The 19,949-nt window shown below is 50.9% G+C and carries 9 protein-coding genes; all 9 read right to left on the reverse strand.

Annotation, left to right across the window (positions count from 1 at the left end; translation table 11 throughout):
- Positions 1 to 23 precede the first annotated feature (23 nt).
- The 9 genes from L6472_RS03485 to L6472_RS03525 all read right to left on the reverse strand — a co-directional run bounded on the left by L6472_RS03485 (position 24) and on the right by L6472_RS03525 (position 19,629).
- The gene (locus L6472_RS03485; protein WP_237807196.1) at positions 24 to 710 is read right to left on the reverse strand and encodes an SIMPL domain-containing protein; all 687 of its coding nucleotides are present in this window, start codon (positions 708 to 710) and stop codon (positions 24 to 26) included.
- 109 nt (positions 711 to 819) lie between these two features.
- Positions 820 to 5,337 (reverse strand): glutaminase domain-containing protein, encoded by a 4,518-nt coding sequence (locus L6472_RS03490; protein WP_237807197.1) that lies wholly within the window; start codon positions 5,335 to 5,337, stop codon positions 820 to 822.
- A 39-nt stretch (positions 5,338 to 5,376) separates the two neighbouring features.
- The gene (locus L6472_RS03495) at positions 5,377 to 6,948 is read right to left on the reverse strand and encodes a glycoside hydrolase family 76 protein (RefSeq protein ID WP_237807199.1); all 1,572 of its coding nucleotides are present in this window, start codon (positions 6,946 to 6,948) and stop codon (positions 5,377 to 5,379) included.
- Positions 6,945 to 9,224, reverse strand: coding sequence for a GH92 family glycosyl hydrolase (locus L6472_RS03500; RefSeq protein WP_237807200.1), 2,280 nt, complete (start codon positions 9,222 to 9,224; stop codon positions 6,945 to 6,947). Before L6472_RS03500 ends, L6472_RS03495 begins: the two co-directional genes overlap by 4 nt.
- Positions 9,218 to 10,222: a DUF4973 domain-containing protein gene (locus tag L6472_RS03505; protein ID WP_237807201.1), complete on the reverse strand. Its 1,005-nt coding sequence runs from the start codon at positions 10,220 to 10,222 to the stop codon at positions 9,218 to 9,220. The genes L6472_RS03500 and L6472_RS03505 overlap by 7 nt, the downstream gene beginning before the upstream one ends.
- A gap of 32 nt (positions 10,223 to 10,254) precedes the next feature.
- Positions 10,255 to 12,354, reverse strand: coding sequence for a RagB/SusD family nutrient uptake outer membrane protein (locus tag L6472_RS03510; protein ID WP_237807202.1), 2,100 nt, complete (start codon positions 12,352 to 12,354; stop codon positions 10,255 to 10,257).
- A 26-nt stretch (positions 12,355 to 12,380) separates the two neighbouring features.
- A complete protein-coding gene (locus tag L6472_RS03515; RefSeq protein WP_237807203.1) occupies positions 12,381 to 15,533 on the reverse strand; it encodes a TonB-dependent receptor in 3,153 nt (1,050 codons plus the stop codon).
- A 34-nt stretch (positions 15,534 to 15,567) separates the two neighbouring features.
- Complete coding sequence (locus L6472_RS03520) at positions 15,568 to 17,031, reverse strand: IPT/TIG domain-containing protein (protein ID WP_237807204.1); 1,464 nt, start codon at positions 17,029 to 17,031, stop codon at positions 15,568 to 15,570.
- Positions 17,032 to 17,121: 90 nt separating this feature from the next.
- Positions 17,122 to 19,629 carry a glutaminase family protein gene (locus L6472_RS03525; protein WP_237807205.1) on the reverse strand — a complete coding sequence of 836 codons (2,508 nt, stop codon included), beginning with the start codon at positions 19,627 to 19,629 and terminating at the stop codon, positions 17,122 to 17,124.
- Between the last annotated feature and the right edge of the window lie 320 nt (positions 19,630 to 19,949).

Below are 19,949 nucleotides of genomic sequence, written 5' to 3' on the forward strand. Positions count from 1 at the left end.
GTATTTTCTTCTTGATAAATGAATCAATCTTCGAGCGAGTAGGTGATGGTGGTCACCACGCGCAATTTCTTAATGTATGGCGTGTTCTGGTCGCGGTCTTCAATCTCGAACTGTCCCTGTCCGGCCGTCTGGATGTTGCCTAGTTCGGCATTGCTGGCGTCAGCAAACTGCTCGGCGGTCTTCTGTGCGTTCTTGATAGCCTCGGCCATCATCTCGGGTTTCATCTGCTGGAACGAAGCATACTCGTAGTTGGGGTAGCTGCTGTCTATCGCCACGCCCTGCTTCAGCAGTTCGCCCTGCTTGTAGATGGTCTGGTTCACCTCCTTCACCTTGTTGGTGGCTACGGTGACGGTGGTGTTGATGATATAGCGGAAGTTCTTTTGGTTGTCGCCCCATTCGCGAGCCTCCAGATCGGTCACGGAGGGAGCGTTGACCGTTATCTCCTGTTCGCTGATGCCGTTGGCCTTGAGGAAAGCTTTGATCTTGTCGGTCTGCACGTTGATGCGCTCATAGAGGGCAGGCAGATCGTTGCCCGTCTCCTTGGTCGAGATGCTCCACGTTACCTTGTCGGCATTCACCTCGCGTTCGGCCAGTCCTTTCACGGTGACCTTGCGGTCTTTGTTGGCAAATGTGTTGATGCCCGACTTGATGCATAATCCCAGCACGATGATACCGACAGCCAGGATCAGAGATTCTTTAATTCTGTTCATAGTTAGTTGTATTAAAAAATTGCTTGCAAATTAACGAAACAATTCGCAAACTTGCAAGCAATTTCTATTAAAAGTGTTTAAATGTGCGACTTTTCGGCGCCAGACACATTTATTTATGCATAAATTTATAGGTCTGTCCGTTGGCACGGCGCAACACGTTCAGGCCAGCTACGGGGCTATTGACCTTCATGCCCAGGCTGTTGTAGATGGTGTCTTGTGCAGAGACAGCAGCATGGGGCGCAGTGATGCCGGCAGGCGATGAGTTGGTGTTGATCATCTTCTGGTTGGCAGCCTTGACGCGGTCCTCAACAACCTTAATCACCGCACGGTCGTAAGTCATCAGTCCGTTGACTTCGGTCTCTACGTCGGTGGTTTGTGTATAGACGGCTGCAGCAAAGCAAGCCTTGTCGCCATTGAACGTGGTGCCCTGGCCCAGACGGGTAATGATGTCGGCATAGTGCTCGTAGCGATCGGTGACGCCTTCGATGGTGCCGTTGTCATTATAGGTGGTGGCAAACTTCTCGTACCAGCGGTGGCCTTCGACGTTGAGGCCCAGACCACCATATTCTCCCAGCACCAACGGCTTTTCAGGGTCGTTGAAGTCGATCACGGGATCTACGTAGCAGTGAAGGTCAACCATATCGCCGGCGCCCTTGTGGTGGTTACCACCAGAGGCGGGGTTGATAACACGGCTGCCATCCAGCTCGCGGGTGTAGTCGCAGATGGCCTTGGTCTTGAACTGACCCCAGCTCTCGTTGAACGGTGTCCACACCACGATGCAAGGATAGTTGTAGCACTGGTTGATGATGGCCTTCCACTCGTTCTTGAAGACGCTCTCAACGGCGGTTGAGATGCTGCCGTCGCCATTGTACCACTCGCGCTGTACCCATCCCTCGTTGCCACCGAAGGTAGAGGGCATGTCCTGCCATACCATCAGACCGAGGCGGTCGCAGTGGTAGTACCAGCGGGCGGGCTCAACCTTCATGTGCTTACGAATCATGTTGAAACCCCACTCTTTGGTCTTTTTGATGTCATAGACCAGAGCCTCGTCGGTAGGTGCGGTGTAGATGCCGTCGGGCCAATAGCCTTGGTCGAGAGGGCCAAGGTGGAACAGTGGCTCATTGTTGAGCATCAGTCGCCAGTAGCCGTTGGCATCCTTGCCATAGGAAATCTTGCGCAGGGCGGCATAACTCTTCACGTGGTCAACCTCCTGACCGTTGCTCAGGTAGATAATCTCCAGGTCGTAGAGGTTGGGGTGATAGGGCGTCCATAGCTTGCATGACTGTGCGTCCAGCTGACAATCGACAGTCGCAGAGGCATTCACGGTCTGCTCGCTGATGATGGTGTTGCCATTCTTCAGCAACACTTTCACCTGATCGCTCTCGCTGGGTTTGTTCAGTGTGATGTTCAGATTGAAACGGCTGTTGTCAACATCGGGCGTACATTTCATATTGTACACATACTTCTGGTTCACGGGTTCCAACCATACGGTCTGCCAGATGCCAGAGCAGGGGGTGTACCAGATGGTGGTTGACTCGCTGTTGATGCGCTGTTTGCCCACGGGCTGCTTGCTGATGTCGGTGGGATCAAGCACTTTCACCACGAGGGTGTTGGTGCCTTCTTGCAGCGCAGCGGTGATGTCGAAAGAGAAGTTGGTGAAACCACCGTTGTGGGTGCCGATACGCTTGCCGTTCAGATAGATGGCTGCATTATAGTCAACAGCACCGAAGTTCAGACGGATGTTCTTGCCGTTCCATTCTGCCGGAATGGTGAACTCGCGCTTATACCACAGGGCCTCGTCGGCATCCAACTGGCGCTTCACACCCGAAAGACTCGACTCAATGGGGTAGGGAACCAGGATTTTTCCTTCGAAGTTCTCGGGCTGGCTGGCATTGGTCTTGGTGATGGCATAGTCCCACAGACCATTCAGGTTTTGCCATTCCTTGCGCTCAAACTGAGGACGTGGATACTCGGGCAGTGGGTTGTCGGCTTTCACGTCTTTAGTGAAGACAGACTGCAGACCGCCTTCAACGGGTTTCCATTCTGTCTGCACGGTGGGCTTGGGAGCAATCTTATCCATGAGCACCTTCATCCAGTGACCACCGATCACGGAACGGGCGCGGAAGCCACGAGCAGAACCGTTGCCGTTGGTCCAGTACCAGTCGCTGAGCGGCCAGCGGGTCGGAGTCTCGTTGGCATACTTATAGACGCGGTCGGCAAACTGCAGGAAGGTCTCAGTGTCGGGAGCCATTGGCGCTGCCCACATCACCCAGTCGCTCTTGGTGTATGCCTCACGACTGTCGAGTGGCAGACCGTAGGTGTTCTGCTTGGTCAGGTAGTACTTGATCTCGCGGCGCATGACGTCGGGCGAGAACATGTTCAGGCCCCACAGCTTATCCCACACCAGGTTGTACTTGATGCTCCATGTGTTGCTACGGTCGAAGGCCAGCTTATAGTGGTCGCCATCGCGGGCGTCAACTTCCCAGATCTTTGCCATCTGGCGAGCCTTCTCTTCGTAAGGCTTCCAGTCGCTCTCCTTGAAACCATATATGCGTGCAATCTCAGCGTAGGCGGCCACACCGAAGATGGCTTTCAGGGAGAGGTTGGCATTGTGAGCCCAGTGGCCGGCAAAGTCGTCGGTACACAACTGGTTAGAGGGGTCTTGTCCGTTGTCGCGCAGGTAGTTGGCCCACTGGCGCAGTGTGAGGATGTCTGCTCGGCTCAGCCAATTGGCATTGCCGTCGATACGGCAGATGGCTGCAACGAGGGTCAGAATGTTACCGCTCTCCTCAATAGGCATGTTGCCAGCGAAGCCACCACCAGCGTCAGGACGTGTGATGGAGTAAACCTGTCCGTTGGCGTGAGGATAGGTTCCGAGGTCGTGGGCTGCAAATTGGCTGAAGCCCCAGCGGCTGCTGCGGCAATAATCCAAGATAGAACGAATCATGCCTTTCTGCAGGTCTGTGTTGTAGCAGAGGAACAGAGGTGCCTCGGGGTAGGTGAGGTCAACGGTGTTCACACAACCGTTAGAGTTGTTCTCTTTCGAGAAATACAGCAGTTGGCCCTTGTTGTCCTGGAACAGCTTGTGGGCTGCCAGTACATGACGGTAGGAACCAGACAACAGTTCGGCATACTTGACATTACCGGCTGCCAATCCGTCGTCGTAGATAGTTTTATCTTGAGCCTTGCAGCGATTCATGATGCTGGCGTAGTTCTGGTTCATCTCCTCGAAAGCCTGGAAGATGGTCTTGCCATTGCGGGCCCAGTAGCCGGGATAATCGACATCCATGTAGCGCATGTCTTTAATCTCGTCGTAACCAATCATCATATAGCTGCTGGCAGTCTTGACGCTGCCTAAGTCTTTCATGTAGGCAAGTGCAGGCATAGAAGCTTGGTCGGTGCTGTTCTGAGTGCCGTCGTAGGGCAGCAACTGTCCGTTCTGGATGAAGTTGCTCTCCATGTTCAGCCCATCGGCAACACTTATCTGACCATTGATGGCAGGGATATACAGATAGCCCCAGTCAATGGTGATGAGGTCGCCGACACGTCCGAGAATATTCTGGGCGACAGAGCCTGACTTGATATACTGGATGCCGTTTTCGGTGACAATGCTTGAGGTTGTCTCTTGGCTGCTCTCGTTCACAGTGAGCTGTGGCGAGGTGGCAAAGTAGAACTGCACATCGTGGGTCTTGTCGTCGGTGGCACGTACCTGATAGCTCAGGTAGTTGATGGGTACGGAAATCAGGTCGAGGTCGTCCATGACCATTGGCGCCGTGAAGACCAGGTCGAGCTCTACTGGACCACAAGTGAAGGTGTAGTAGGTACTGGTTGCCAACACATGGCAACGCTTCTGGGTGGCCTTGATGGTTGTGTCGTTGCTCTTCTTCACGTTCTCAAACAGACCGAAGTCGATATAGGCTCCGCCTTTGGTGTTGTGGCAGTGGGCAGCAATCATGTTGTTGCCTTCGTGCAACAGGGCCTTCTCGGTGGCGCTCAGCTTGTGAAGCTCGCCCTGGATCCAGGTCTCGCCAGTCTGTATCACGCGTGTACCATTTATATATAATTCGAAGACGTCGTCGTGAGAGAACTGGATCCACAGTTCTTTCTGCAGGTCGTCGGCTGTAAGCGATACGGTGCGACGTACGTAGATGTCGGAGTTCTCGCTGGTCCAGTTGTTGCGCACATGAGGATATTCTCCTGGTGTGCCCCATGCAGACTCCTGAGTCTTCCAGCTGGAATCGTCGAAAGAGGTCGCTGCCCATGTGGTGCCATCCTGCTTGTCGTAAGACACTTTACCGGTCCAGCCCTTGTCGGCCTTGGTCATCGGTGCAATGGCAGCCAGCACATATTCGCGTTGCTGACCCATGAAACGGTATGACTTGCCGTCAACGCGCAGAATGCCATCCATCGCTTTCTCTGCGTCGCTCCAGTGACGGGTGGTGCCGTCGTTCAAACGATCGAAGGGCGACCATAAGGAGAAGTAAGGGTCGTTTGTAAACAAAGGAACTGATGGCAGTCGCAACGCAGTTTCCTGATACGGAACAAAATCGTCGGCGGTCTGTGACTGAGCCGATGCAACAGTCAGCAACATGCACGTTGCTGTCATTGCGGTTCTTAGTTTAATCATATCCTGAAGGTTTTTATTGTTAGTTGTAAATATGATGTTTCATCGCTTTACCAGTAGCTTCTGGCCTTTCCAGATGTAAAGACCGCTTGGCAGTGTGTCCACGCTGTTGCTGATGGCTCTGCCATCCATCGTGTAGGCTTTGTCGTCCATCAGTTGATGATAGTCAGCCTTGAGGACGGAAGTTGCTTGCGCCTTGCGGTGCTGCCATACTGCCAGCATAGCATATTCGGCAGCAAACGAAGCCTGATGGAATCCTTTGGTCTTGCTGCTGTCGCCCCAACCACTCAGCAAGTTGATGGGGAGCATGTTGTGACGGTTGAAGTGCTCGAAGGCATAGTCCAGGTTGGCCTGAAAACTTTCCAACGAACGGTTGGATTCGGTACTTAGACCAGTCACGTCAGCATCGACATAGGCGCGCATCAGCACGTTGTCGAACCAAGCATTGAAGCCTTGCAGGGCATTGTCGTCGGTAGGCCATTGGTAGTAGGTCTTGCCACTGACACGCTTGGGGCGGGCAAAGTTCTGAAAACTCTTGGTGGCAAGGTCCTTCACATCATTGCTATATTCTGTGGAATTGGTGGCTTTTAGCAGTTCTACGGCACCTGCCAGCATGGTTCCTGTGTTATAGGTGAAGGCATTGCCTACATGGGGACCATTGTCAACGTGGGCACGGCGCTTCTTGAGGCCTGAGTCAACATACTTCAGGGTACCATCGGCACCAAGCATGTCCCAATAAACTCCCGTGTCTTCATTGAGCAGATTTTTCTTTTGCCAAGCATAAATCTTCTTGGCAAAGTCGAGATAAAGATCGGAACGCTTAACCAATGCGGTTGCCAGCTCGTTGTCTTTGTCTCTGTAATAGTAATTACAATTGGCTTTCTCTTCGGGGGTTGCATAGATGTGATGCAACCATACTAATGGCTGGATGATGGGGCCGTTTGAGCAGGCGTGCTTTGAGTTGTAGCCGGGGCCCCATGTGATGCCGCCATACTCCTCGCCATTGCTGTCACGCCAGCAGTCCCAACCATCTAGCACATAGTCTGTGAGGTGGGTGGCTTCTTCCAGATAACTCTCTTTGCCGGTCAACAGATAGGCCCGGATCAGCTCGCGGGCAATCCACATCTGGTCATCGTAAACGTTGAACTTCAGGTTGTCGCCAGTCACGTTGGCCTTGTTGCGCTCGCTGGCACGAGGTACGGCATAGACACTCCATGAGCGACTGCTGGCATAGGAAAACAGCTTGTAGGAACCTCTGTAGTAGGTCAAGTTGTCAATCAGTACATCCAACTGCTTGGCGTACTTATCGAAATGCGTCGTATAAAGCTCTGGTTCAGCGTCCTTTAACGTCTTCAATGCTTCGAGCACAGAGCAGTGCGCCTCAATAGCCGCTGTATATGGCCACACATCGGAAGGACCGCTAACCTCGTCGCTCTCAGTGTCGCAGACGTCTGCCATATACAAGTTGGTGTCGGTGCCGCGGAACGAACGCTCCATGGTGGCATCGAGAATCAGCATCGCACGCTTTAAGTTCTGCACAGCCATTTCTGACTGTGCAAAACTTGATGCGTTGATGCCTAACGTAAGTAGGAATAAAGCAATTATCTTATTCATTTCGTGTTGGTCTTAGAGAATGAATAGGGGACTGCAGACTCACTGACACCGCGCTGGCGGTTGGGCGTGGTCTGCATGGTGAATTCGATGCGACCACCCTGCAACAGGTCTTTGTGCTCCAGATAGTTCTTGTCGTATGTCTGGCCATTGAAGGTCATGCCACCGATGTAGCGCGCCTCAGCACTGTTGTTGTTGGCCTGAATCTCCAAGGTCTTATGGTCTGGCAGGTGCAAGGTCATCTTGTCGAAGTAGGGGGTGCCCAGCGCATACTGGTTGGAACCTGGACAAACAGGATAGAAACCCATGGCTGAGAAGACATACCAGGCAGATGTCTGGCCATTGTCCTCGTCACCGCAGTAGCCGTCGGGGGCAGCCGTATAGAGATGGTCCATGGCTTCGCGAATCCAGTATTGAGTCTTCCAAGGCTGCGATGCCCAGTCGTAGAGATAAATCATGTGCTGAATGGGCTGGTTGCCATGAGCATAGTTACCCATGTTCATAATCTGCATCTCGCGAATCTCGTGGATGACGCCACCATAGTAACTGTCGTCGAACAGGGGGGGCACACTGAATACTGAATCGAGCATCTGTACGAAGTCGCTCTTGCCACCCATCAGGTTGATAAGTCCTTGAGGATCGTGGAATACCGACCAAGTGTAGTGCCAAGCATTGCCTTCGGTGAAGGCATCGCCCCATTTCAGAGGGTTGAAGGGTGACTGGAAAGTGCCGTCGGCATTGCGACCACGCATCAGCTTAGATTCTTTGTCGAACACTTTCTGATAGTTCATGGCATGTTCGCGGAAAGGCTTCAATTCTTTCTTTGACTTGCCCAGCGACAGTCCTAACTGGTAGATGCACCAGTCGTCATAAGCATACTCCAATGTGCGGGCCACGCTCTCACGGATACCGGTGTTGTAGGGCACATAGCCCAGCTTGTTATACTGCTCGAAACCAAGACGGCCCGTTGATGATACCTGTGGGTGTACGGCATTAGCACCGTGTACGACAGCTTTCCAAAGGGTCTCGATGTCGTAACCGCGCAGACCTTTCAGGTAAGCATCGGCAACGATAGAGGCAGAGTTGTTGCCCACCATGCAACCGCGATGGCCAGGACTTGCCCATTCGGGCAGAAATCCACTCTCGAGGTAGGTGTTGACCAGACCTGCTTGCATCTGCTGGTTCATTTCAGGATAAAGGAGGTTCAATAGCGGGAACAGCGAGCGGAAAGTGTCCCAGAAACCAGTGTCGGTAAACATATAACCGGGCTTCACCTCGCCATTGTAGGGGCTGTAGTGCACAATCTCGCCGTTAGCACCCTTCTCAAAGAACATACGAGGGAAGAGAACTGCACGATACAGACAGCTATAGAATGTGCGCAGGTGATCAATATTGTCGTCCTTCACCTCAACACGGCCCAGCACTTCGTTCCAGCGGTTCTTGCCTTGCTGGCAAACGGTCTCAAACGATTTGCCTTTCACTTCGCCAAGATTTCTGATGGCCTGCTCTTCGCTGATGAACGATGAGGCCACACGCAGCGTCACTTGGTCGCCACGCTTGGTCTCGAAACCTACGACGGCACCGGCATGCTTGGTCTCTACCTCTGTCTTATCGGTCATCTTACCGTTGTCAACGGTCTTCACAAAACTGAAAGGACGGTCGCACTCAATGACGAAATAGTTCTTGAAGTTGGCGGGAACACCACCGCTGTTCTTGGTGGTGTAGCCAATAATTTTGTTGCCTGATACCTTTACAAACGAACCATTGTCGAAGGCATCGACCACGATGCGTGCTTCGCTGGTCTCAGGATAGGTGAAACGCATCACCACAGCACGTTCTGTAGGGGTCATCTCGGCCGTTACGTCATGGTCGGCCAAATAGACTTTATAATAATATGGACGAGCAACCTCGGCCTTATGAGAGAACCACGATGCGCGCTCATTCTCGTTGAACACGGTGCGTGTGGTCGGCATAATAGCAAACTGACCATAGTCGTTGATCCATGGTGAGGGTTGGTGGGTCTGCTTCAGTCCACGAATTTTTTCTGCGTCATAGGTATAAGCCCATCCGTCGCCCATCTTTCCTGTTTGGGGCATCCAGAAGTTCATGCCCCATGGCATGGCGATGGCGGGGTAGGTGTTTCCTGTTGATAGTGAAATTTTTGACTGTGTACCAACGAGGGTACTTACATAATCAACAGGTTCTGCTGCCTGTGCCGACCAGGTGGTCAGGCACAGCAGCAGAACGCTGATAGAGTGTTTAAAAGAATTGTTTACCATTGTATAGCTTGATCTTCGTCAGGAATTTGAGTATTGATAGTGCGCTGCAAGGTGAGCGTACCACTGACGGTATAAGAGAACTTAGAACCGCTAAGTGATGTGTAGTCATCAAACGAGTAATCGATATTGTTGATGATGACATTGCGATAGCGAAGATATGGATAGGTCTGGTCTTCGCTCTCAACCATGCGGTATGAAGCTTCCTTATTGACCACAAGGTTCATCTCGGGATTGTCTGACCACATCTTAATGGTGCCCGATTTGCCACCGTTGAACTGTGCGTAGATCTTATACTTGCCACGCTGTGGGTTGCTCTCGTCGAAACGACCGGCATAGAAGAACACGGTGTTGTCGTTAACGACGTAGGTGCGCAGCCAGGTCAGACCTGTTGAGTTCTGGTCGCCCTTGACAGCGATTGTCAGACTGGTAGCACTGTAGTCTCCAGAGTAGTCGTTGAAGGGGAAGATGCGGAGCATGGCCTTCTTGTAGTTCTTACGGGGATTAGGTGTGTAACCATCACCCTCAGCTACAGTGATAGGGAAGATCCACTTGTCAACCAGGTCAAGATTGTTGAAGTCAATCTTGATGTTCAGAAGACCTACGTCCTGACCCTTGGGGATGGTCAGGGTGCTGGGAAATTCACAGTAGGGGTTCATGTCCTTATAATACAACTCCTCGCGGGTAGCGAAACGAGCCCAGTTCAGTGCATTCAGCGTGTCAGGGTCGTGCTGGAAGTTGACCACACGGGTGGCACTGTTGTGGGTAGAACCGCTGACAATCACGGGCAGCTCGTAGTTAGAGATACCTGAGCCGTACTTTGCCTTACCATCGCTGTTCTTTCTGGTGAAAGGCACATAGACGGCTGTGATGCCCTGGTCGTTGAGTGGTGCACGGAAGCTGATGTACTGTTCGTACTGCTCGTCTTCCCACTCATCGTTGCATGAGGTGGTCACCGTCAGCATTGAAGCAGCGACCATGCCATATATAAATGACTTCATTATTGTTTTCATAATTCTATAGTTTTCTGTTCTTAGTCATAATACTGCCATCCAGGATTCTGAGTGAGCTTATAGTTGCGCTTCAACTCTGCTTTGCGAATGGGCCAGAAATACATTTTCTCTGAGAAGGTGGTCGGCAGACTGGTGATGGGCACAATCTTCTGGAAGTCGTCCTTCTGGGCTGCCGTCATCATGATGTTGCAACCGTAGATGATCTTTGACTCCTCAACCTGTGCGTCCATCCAGCGACGCAGGTCGTAGTAGCGCTTGCCTTCACCCATCAGCTCAATCATACGCTCACGCTTAATCTTCTCGCGGAGCACATCGCGATCGGCATATTCAGCAGCGGTATAGTCGGGCACACCGGCACGGATGCGTACGGGCTGGATACCACGTTTGATTTCAGACACATCGCGCGAGATCGTGTACTGCTTAGAACCATCCCATGAGTCGATGGTGTAGCTCTGAGTCAGCTCGTTCAGACATTCAGCATACATCAACAGGATGTCGGCGTAGCGAATGGCTGTCTCGTACTTTCTCTGGATATGATCGTAGTCGCCATTGGTTGAACGATAGTCGTGTGGGTTCACCCATTTCTTGATACCGATACCTGTGCGCAGGTAACGAGTAGAGTTGGTGTAACCATTGTCACCGCCACGATAGTAGAAGACTGCACTGTAAGTACCGCTGGTGGTGTGGCTGGGGTTGGTGTCCCACCACTTAGAACCATTGAATGCTACAGATGCATAGAAACGGGGCTCGCGGTTAGCGTACTGAAGTGATACGTTGGGAGCCAGAGGAGGATACTGACGGTAGTTCTTGGCAGTGGTCCAACCCTGTACGCGTTCAGAACCATTACCGCCATTCATCTCGCTATCCTTACCTGGGACATCGCTGCCATCATTCATGTAGTAGGCATCAACCATCTTCTGGGTCATGCCGTGAGCATTCCAACCATTCAGTGATGATGGCAATTGGTGAGCCACCAGCGAAGTGATAGAGTTGTTGATATCGTCGCACATGTTGTAACCACGCGTGAAGATCAGCTCAGGATTGTCGGCCATACCAACCTCACCGTCGAAAATCTGACGATAGCTCAGGTAGGGGTCGATGTCGGCCCAACCTTCTGGCCAGTTCTTGGTAGAGAAATTGCCGTCTGCAGGGGGATCAATGGTTGCATCGCGGTCGAAGGTGGCAACCGTGTTATAAGGAGCGTGGTAAAGCTCGTAGCCTGCTTCGCATTCCATCAGGTCGCGACAAGCGGCAGCTGCGCGTGCCCATTTAGACTCGTCGTACTCAAGGCTGAGCAGATGAGTACCGTCGAAGTTGGTCAACAGCTTGGCAATGTCATCCTTGACAGCAGGATCATGCTTGCCGTTTTTCAGCTGTCCGTTGGCCAGAGGGCTGGCTGCATAGACGTAGGCTAAAGCACGTGCAGCGAGACAGGCACCCTTGGTAGGACGAACGATGTTCAGGGGGTCACGCTTCCAATACTGAATCTCCTTGGCAGCCTGTTCCATCTCCGTTGCAATATATACGGCGCACTCTTCATAGGTGCTGCGAGGAATAGAAACGGCCTCGTAGTTCTGAGTATAGTCGACACCATCATCGGGCATGATGGGCACAGGACCATATTTGCGGAGCAACAGCCAGTAGTAGTAAGCACGTGCAAAACGTGCCTGACCCTTGCGGTCGATGCGCTCCTCTTCGGTCATCTGTGGGTTCTTGTCGATGTTGTGGATGAATACTGATGCCTGGAAAATACCTTTATAGGCTTTCTCCCAAGCCCAATAACCAGTGTCTTCATCATATTCGCCCAGTTTGAAGGCATTGTAGGTGTGGCGGTACTCGCCATCGTCTCCATACTGTGGGTCACGGTCGCCGTAGTACATGTCGTCAGCAAAACAATGATAGTGACCATTGCCTTTACCGATGACGTCGGCAAGCTCGTTTGTCATGAATGAATAGGCGTAAGCCAGCCATTCTTCCGACTGCTGTCTGCTGGTGAAGACCGTCTCCAGTGTCTTACGGTCCTCAAAATACTTATCCGAATCCAGCTCGTCGGCACAACTTGTCAGTAGCACACTTGCGCTAGCTAATGACATGATACATGTTGCAAATATCTTTTTCATCGTCTTTAATTCTTTCTAAGTCTGTATTAAAGATTAACTTGTACACCCAATGTCACAGCTTTTGTGATGGGATAGTTCTGTCCTGTTGAGCTTGCCATTTCTGGATCCCAAGTCTTGAACTTTGAGAAGGTGAGCAGGTTGGTGGCCTGCAGGAAGAAACGAACCTGGTTCAGGTGAGCTTTGTTGACCAGTGTCTTTGGCAGTGTGTAGCCAAGGTCAACGTTCTTCAGACGCAGGTAGCGACCGTCGCGCAGCCAGAAGCTAGAAGCACGGTTGTTGTTATTGTTATTACCATAGGTCAGACGGGGATAGTCTGCATTAGGATCCTCGTTGGCAGGGATACCCAGCTGTGCTGCAGTCTGTGCATCGACATAACGGTTGTCCAGCATGCCTTTGAAAATCTGACCGTAGTTGTTGTTGCTGAATGCATACACACACATACCGTTAATCAGGAAAGTTGACTTGCCGGCGCCCTGGAAGTGCAGGTTGATGTCGAAGTTCTTGTACATCACAGACAGACCGAGACCGTAGATCAGGTTAGGTGTGCGGGTTGCACCGATGGCAACTACGTCACCGTCGTTGATGACACCGTCACCGTTGACGTCCTTATACTTGATGTCACCAGGCTGTACCTGACCGAAGTCCTGACGAGGACTGTTGCGAATGTCGTCGTAGTCTTTGAACAGACCTTCTGCAATCAGACCGCGAACCTGGTCAACACGATAGCCACGTGTGTACTGATAGGGATAAACGTTGTTTTCAACGTCGTGGTCGAGAATGGTGTTCTTACTATAGGTGATGTTACCACGTGCAGTCAGACGAACCTCGCCAAAGGTCTCCTCGTACTTGAAGTTACCATCGAAACCTTCTGACTTCACAGCACCAACGTTGGCGCGAGGTGAACTCTCAAGACCTGTGCTCCAAGGCAGGTAGTTACGTGCCATGTAGATGCCGGTACGCTTCTCGTGGAAGTAATCGACGGTCAGAGAGAAACGGTTGTTCCATACCACGATGTCAAGACCGAGGTCGTTCTTCTTAGCAACTTCCCATGTGACGTTGGGAGAAGCTACCTGGGTGTAGTGAATACCATTGACGTGGCCGTTGCCCCAGTTCCAACCAGCGTCGGTGTTGCCCAGAGTATAGAGGTAGGGGAAACGCTCGTTGCCCAGGTTGTCGTTACCGACCTTACCATGAGAGAAGCGAATCTTCAACATGTTGATCCATGGGCAGGTTTCCTGTACGAGCTTCTCCTCACCGATATTCCATGCCAATGACCAGGCGGGGAAGAAACCGAAGCGGTGGTTGTCAGCAAAGTTCTCGGAACCGTTGTAACCGAAGTTGAAGTCGGCAAAGTAGCGGTTGTTGTAGTTATAGGTCACCTGACCAGCCAAAGCCATGTTCTTTTTGGCAATACTGTTCTTGATGTCGTCACCGATATTCTGAGTCTGGATGTAAGAGTCCTGCGTGTATTTCAGGTTAGCACCTACATTGTGAACCTTGGCAAACTTACGGTCCCAGTGCAACAGCAGGTCGATGAACTCACGACGAGAACCGTCGCTGCCTGAGCTCTGCTTCATATCGCTCTGATCGAATACACGGTCGTAGGTGATCTCGCCAGTCTGTGTGTTACGTGGGAATGCCGAGTAGAGGGCAGGAGCCTGCTGGTGGCTGATCCAGTTGCTGTTGTAGGTATCGAAACCGAAACGTCCGGTGAACTTCAGACCAGGAGTGATGAACTTCAGATCCTGTTCCAGAGTGACGTTGCTCTGCAAGTTGTTGCTCCAGTTCTCATTGTAACCAGACTGCGTTGCAGATACCCATGGGTTGATCATGGCTGAGTTGCCACGACCAATGTTGATCATAGGCATGTAGCCATTGCTATATACAATAGGAGAGAGAAGGGGGTTGTAACCGAACAACTGTCCCCAGATATCGTCATCGTTTACCCAAACGTCCATCTGGTTCTGGCTGTCTTCGATATCTTCCTTCGAACGTGTTCTCAGCATACCTGGGCTGTTACGCTTTGACAGGTCGCCAGAGATACCCAGCTTCAGCAAGGTCGTTGGGGTGATGTCGATATCCACATTCAAACGATAGTTCCAACGCTTGTAGTTGGCATTGGTGTCGTACTTGTCCTTCAGGGTCTTGTCGGTCTTGTACATACCCTCATCGTTAACGAAAGATACAGAAGCATAGTAACGAGAAGTGTTACCACCACCACTCAGGTTGACATTGGCGCGATTGCTCCAAGCGCCATCCTTCAGCAGCAGATCCATCCAGTCTACATTAGGATAGAGGTCGGGGTCGATGCCTGTACGGATGATGTCGATTTCCTCGGGCTGATAGTAGCGGGGCTGGTTGCGGGTCAGACGAGCCTCGTTTACCAGGTTGGCATAGGTGATACCGTCAACAAACTCAGGTGTCTTGGTACGTGTGTTGTAAGATGTCTCCACCTTACCGTTCACCTGAATCTTACCTGCCTTACCGTGCTTGGTGGTGATCAGAATAACACCGTTAGCACCTTTTGAACCGTAGATGGCTGTAGCAGAAGCATCTTTCAATACAGAGAAAGACTCAATATCCTCGATGTTCAAGTCGTTGATGTTGTCGCGCTCGAAACCATCTACCAGGATATAGGCCTTGGCACCGGCACCGAAGGTAGAGATACCACGAATCCAGAACTCAGAAGTGTTACGTCCAGGCTGACCAGAGGTCTGCATGGCAATGATACCTGGCACGTTACCTGCCAGTGTGTTAGAGAGGTTTGATGAGCTGAAGTGCTTCAGATCATCCATGTTCACATTGGTCACAGCACCTGTTACGGTCAGTTTCTTCTGCGTACCCATACCGGTGACAACGACTTCGTCAACGGCATTGATGCGCTCTTCTACCATCTTCACGTTGATGGTCTTAGTGTCGCCCTTGACCATCACTTCCTTGGTACCGAAACCAATGTATGAGAATACCAGTGTCTGGTACTCCTTCACTTTTATTTTGTAGAAACCGTCAATGTCTGTGATGACACCGAGGCCTTTCACATCCTTTACCACTACGTTGGCACCAATCAAGGGTTCACCGTCTCCGTCAACGACATGACCAGATACCTCGATGTCCTTTTGTGCCAAAGCACTCATGGAAGTGCAGAGTGATATCAATAGTAATGCAATGTACTTTTTCATAATTGTTAGGTCTCCTTATTATTATTGGTTATCACTATTCTTCGCCTTCCATGGAAATCATGCGGACCTTATGGCCTACGGTATCCAGAATATAGAAGGTGTTTGTCTCCTCATTGTATGCAATACCTGTCGGGTCGCGGAAACGAGCAACTTCACGCAGGTCACCATCTTCAGTACCCCACATGTTGTTGTCGGTGATAGAAGAAGTACCACGACCGGCAAAGGTACGTACCAGACCTTCTGGTGTCAGATAGCGAACACAGTGGTTCTGGTTGTCGCAGAAGTAGAAGTCGTAAACATCGTCACGGCCTTCAGCTACATATTCGGGGTTCTTGACGAAGCAGCCCTGGTAAGGACGATTCATTCGTGCATTGGCACCTACACCTTCAACCCAGCCAGCGTTGTTCATGTCGCCAGCGAATACATAAGGAGCCGAGAAGCATTTGGTCTCTTCGTTGTAGTCAGAACGCAGAATGTAGTGGTGGTTGATGACTACGATATAAGCATATTTACCTGAGGGGTGAATGTCAATCTGGAATTCCCAGCCATTGTCCTGAATGCTGAAAATCTTCTCAAAAGCGCCGTCGGCCAAAGAGGGCTTCCAGGGATCGCCTTCGTAGTCGGGCTGCTGGGTCTCGAAATAACGTTTCATGTCCAGACGGTAAACCTGACCACTCTCATAACTGTTGAAGTAGAGCTCGCCATTGCGGGGGTGGATTGATGCACCGTTACACTGCTTGTAGGCAGCCAGTACCTGACGAGGAGAACTGTTGTTGAATGTACCGTCGTAGTTGCGAGTCACAATCCATACGCTGGTTGACTGCTGACCATTGTCGTCGCGGTCGGTAGATACAATCATGTACTTGGCCTTCTCGCCTGTGTAGGGGTCGTCGGCAAAGTCGATGGTGCGCAGACGCTTGTCTTGGAAACAAGCGGCCTTTGACATAACCAGCTGCACGGTCTTCTTGTTCATGTCCAGCATCTGGATGCCAGGGCCACCATTGTCGTAAATAATGTAGAGACGCTCAGGGTAGAGGGGGTCCCACTTCATGAAGGCGTCATCGCGGAAACCGGTTGCCTCAGAGAAGGGAACGGCGATGCCTACAGAACCAGGGTTCCAGGGGTCGTCACCAGACTCATTACGTGAACCGGTCAGTGTGCTCAGCACCATCTTGCGTTCGTAGTTGAACTTCTCTGATGCTACTGCGCTCTGATAGCCAGTCTCTTCGTTACCGATGGTCACATTGATGTCGCCACCAAGTGCACCTGCGGGTACGAAACAGTAAATCACAGTAGGCTTCACGTTGACAACCACCGCATTCTTACCACCAATGGTTACTTTCACCAAAGCGGTGTCAACACCAAAGTTCTCACCAAAGATGAGCATCTTCTGGCTCACACCACCTTCTTTCGGCGTAAAGTCGGTAATGGTTACAGCCTTTGAACTGTCAAATGGGATGTTGGCATCCTCATTGTCGTCATCGTTGCATGAGACCATGCAAGCGGAAAGGCACAAAAGGAGCATGCCAAATAGGCATTTGCTCCTTGAGTTTAAAATAGTTTTAATCATGTTTTATAGTTGTTTAGGTTATTGTTCTTGCAACTTGTCGGCCAGAACCTTCATCCAGTAACCACCGATTACAGAACGTGCCTTGAAGCCAGTCATCAGACCTGACTTAGTGTCGTGCCAGTCACTGATAGGTACGCGGCTTTCTGTTTCGTTGATGTATTTGTAGAGGGGATCCACAAACTTCAGGAAGGTCTTGTTGTCCTTAGCCATGGCTGCGGTCCACATAATCCAGTCGCTCTTGGTGTAGTCACGACGAATATCCAGAGGAAGTCCGTACTTGTTCTGCTTGGTGAGATAGTACTTCATGTCGCGCTCCATAGCACCGTTGGGGAAGAGGTTCAGGTTCCACAGCTTGTCCCATACCATATTGTACTTCTGACTCCAAGTGTTCTTGCGGTCGAAGGCCAGACGGTAGTGGTCGCCCTCGCGAGCGTCACGCTCCCAGATGGTTGCCATCTCCTTGGCACGAGCCATGTATTTGTCTGCTACATCGTCGAGACCCTTCATACGAGCCATCTCGGCATAGGCAGCAACACCCATGATTGCCTTTACAGAGAGGTTGGCATTGTGAGCCCAGTGACCAGCAAAGTCGTCGGTACAGAGCTGGTTTGAAGGATCCTGACCGTTCTCAGAGAGATAGTCTGCCCAAGTGGTGATGATGTCCCAGTACTTATTCACGTAACCAGTGTTTCCGTCCAGTTTGCAGAGCATAGCAGCCAGTGTCAGCATGTTGCCGGCCTCCTCCAGAGGCATGTCGCCACCATATACCTGCTTGTTGGCCTTAGGATACTGACCCAGATCGTGAGCAGCAAAAGGCTTAGTCCAACGGCCAGTGTAGCTATATTCAAAGATACTGGTCATCATTCCCTTCTGCAGTTCGGGGTTGTAGCAGAGGAACAGCGGAGCCTCGGGATAGGTGAGGTCAACGGTGTTCACACAACCATTAGAGTTGTTTTCCTTAGAGAAGAACAGCAGGTTGCCCTCGTCGTCGCGGAACAACTTGTGAGCGGCAATCACGTGACGGTAAGAACCTGAGAGGATTTCTGCATACTGCTTGTTACCAGCCTTCATACCATCATCATAAATTTGCTTATCCAACTGACGGCAACGCTTCATGATGCCGCTGTACTCACGGTTCAGACGGTCAATCATGTCGAAGATCGTTACGCTGCCCTCATGAGCCCAGTAGCCCTTGTAGCGCTTGTAGAAGTATTCAATGTCCCAAATCTCATCGTAACCCATGATAGCATAGCTGGACGCTTGCTTGGTGGTGCCGAAGTTGTGGCAGTATGCCAGTGTGGGCATCTCGTTCTCTTTCTGTGCTGTTACGCTCTGCTTGCTCTGTGGCATCTTACCATTCTTGGTGAAGTTGCTCTTCAGGTCATTCTCGCAGGCAATAGCTACATCACCATTGATGGCGGGCAGGTAGAAGTAACCCCAGTCGATGCAGATACCATCACCAGTCTTTGCCAGGATGGGCTGCTCGATGGTTCCGGTGCAAGCATATTTGGTTCCCTTCTTCTCAACAATTGAAGAAATGGTGGGCTGGTCGGCCTTGTTGACAGCCATCAGAGGAGAGGCTGTGAGCATCAGCTGTACGTTGTGAGCCTGACCATCTGTAGAACGAACCTGATATGAGATGTAGTTGGCAGGAGCCGACAGCAAGTCATAATCGTCAATCAGCATAGGAGCTGTGAACACCAGGTCGAGTTCAACAGGACCGCAAGTGAATGTATAATAAGAAGAGGTGGCCAGTACGTCAACAGACTTCTGGGTAGCCTGCTGGATGTTGTAGGCATCAGCCTTCTTAACCTTGAAAATTCCAAAGTCAGTGTAAGCACCGCCAGTGGTGTTGTGGCAGTGTGCAGCAATGATGTTCTTGCCAGGCTTCAGAAGCTTCTTCAGCTTGCTGTCCAGCTTAAGGGTAACACCCTCGCGCCAGATTTCGCCAGTGCTGGCAACTTTTGTGCCATTGATGAAAATCTCGAAAACATCGTCGTGAGAGTAAGTCAGCACGAGATCTTCGTTCAGGTCCTTTGCATCGATGTTGATGGTGCGGCGCACATAGAGGTCGCTATTCTCCTTGCTCCAGTGTGTACGGACATTGCTCAGGTCGGGCGAACCGAATGCGGCCTTGCCCTCGTCCCATTTGCTATCGTCGAAGTCGTTCTTCTGCCATCCATTGGCCTGCTTCTCACGAGTGTAGCGAGCTGTCCAAGCTTCCTCGTTGGCCATAGGGATGATGGTTTCGTAGCGCTCACGGTCTGCGCCCATAAAACAATATGTCTGGCCATCAACGCGCAAGAAACCCTGCATGGGCTTCTCATCGTTGGTCCAGTGACGCGTGGTTCCTTCGTTCAGCTCATTGTAGGGTGACCATATAGAGAAATATGGGTCAGACACAATAAGAGGAACCGAAGGCAGACGGAGGTCTGTCGGTTGATAGGGCTTGAATGTATCCTGGCCTTGAGCTTTTGCTGCAAGAGCACCGAGGAACATTGCTCCAAATAGAAATACTTTTTTCATACGTTTTTTTATACTATATAAAAGTTTTAAGTTATTAACAACTATATTAGGTTTATCCGTTAACAATCTTTTACCTCAAAGAGACTAATGCCTGTTGAATCTCGAAAAACTAAAACTACTAACTACAAATAATTACTAACTATAAAATCTAAAACATTAGCATCACTGCTATTGACGATGCAAAGTAAGCAATTATTTGTCGAACGAATGGATAATAGCTATTCAAAACATAAAAAAAATAGTTCACACCTTGTCGATTTTACTAAATAATCAGAGTTCTGACGAGATTTTTTTGTTTGTTTGAAATTCTTGTTGTATCT

Source organism: Prevotella sp. E13-17 (assembly GCF_022024035.1).
Taxonomy (GTDB): domain Bacteria; phylum Bacteroidota; class Bacteroidia; order Bacteroidales; family Bacteroidaceae; genus Prevotella.

Excerpts from the sequence above, each read along its gene's own strand:
- L6472_RS03485 (WP_237807196.1), bottom strand. The coding sequence starts at position 710 with ATGAACAGAATTAAAGAATCTCTGATCCTGGCTGTCGGTATCATCGTG.
- L6472_RS03490 (WP_237807197.1), bottom strand. The coding sequence starts at position 5,337 with ATGATTAAACTAAGAACCGCAATGACAGCAACGTGCATGTTGCTGACT.
- L6472_RS03495 (WP_237807199.1), bottom strand. The coding sequence starts at position 6,948 with ATGAATAAGATAATTGCTTTATTCCTACTTACGTTAGGCATCAACGCA.
- L6472_RS03500 (WP_237807200.1), bottom strand. The coding sequence starts at position 9,224 with ATGGTAAACAATTCTTTTAAACACTCTATCAGCGTTCTGCTGCTGTGC.
- L6472_RS03505 (WP_237807201.1), bottom strand. The coding sequence starts at position 10,222 with ATGAAGTCATTTATATATGGCATGGTCGCTGCTTCAATGCTGACGGTG.
- L6472_RS03510 (WP_237807202.1), bottom strand. The coding sequence starts at position 12,354 with ATGAAAAAGATATTTGCAACATGTATCATGTCATTAGCTAGCGCAAGT.
- L6472_RS03515 (WP_237807203.1), bottom strand. The coding sequence starts at position 15,533 with ATGAAAAAGTACATTGCATTACTATTGATATCACTCTGCACTTCCATG.
- L6472_RS03520 (WP_237807204.1), bottom strand. The coding sequence starts at position 17,031 with ATGGTCTCATGCAACGATGACGACAATGAGGATGCCAACATCCCATTT.
- L6472_RS03525 (WP_237807205.1), bottom strand. The coding sequence starts at position 19,629 with ATGAAAAAAGTATTTCTATTTGGAGCAATGTTCCTCGGTGCTCTTGCA.